The organism is Burkholderia sp. LFS061 (assembly GCF_047978125.1).
Lineage (GTDB): Bacteria > Pseudomonadota > Gammaproteobacteria > Burkholderiales > Burkholderiaceae > Burkholderia > Burkholderia pyrrocinia_C.
Genome location: NZ_JBFPFS010000166.1, coordinates 1 through 306, shown reverse-complemented (window position 1 = coordinate 306; position 306 = coordinate 1). Strand labels below are relative to the sequence as shown.

Genomic DNA, 306 nt, shown 5'->3' with positions numbered 1-306 from the left:
CATCGGCGGGACGATCGGGTCGTCCTTGTCGCGAATCACGTTGTTGTCCGACTTGTACGCGCCCGTCACGCCCTGGATGTAGTCGTAGCGGTTGGCCGTGACTTCCTGCGCCGTACTGCGGTCGGAGATGATCACCGGGCGCAGGAACACCATCAGGTTGGTCTTCTTGCGCTGCTTGCTTTCCGAGCGGAACAGCTGGCCGATCCACGGGATGTCGCCGAGCAGCGGTACCTTGCTGTTCGACACCTGGTAGTTGTCCTGCATCAAACCGCCGAGCACGATGATCTCGCCGTTGTCCGCCAGGAT

The 306-nt window shown here is 61.4% G+C and carries 1 pseudogene; it reads right to left on the bottom strand.

Annotation, left to right across the window (positions count from 1 at the left end):
- Nucleotides 1-306, bottom strand: a pseudogene (locus ACNQQL_RS36190) (type II secretion system protein GspD); the annotation flags it as partial.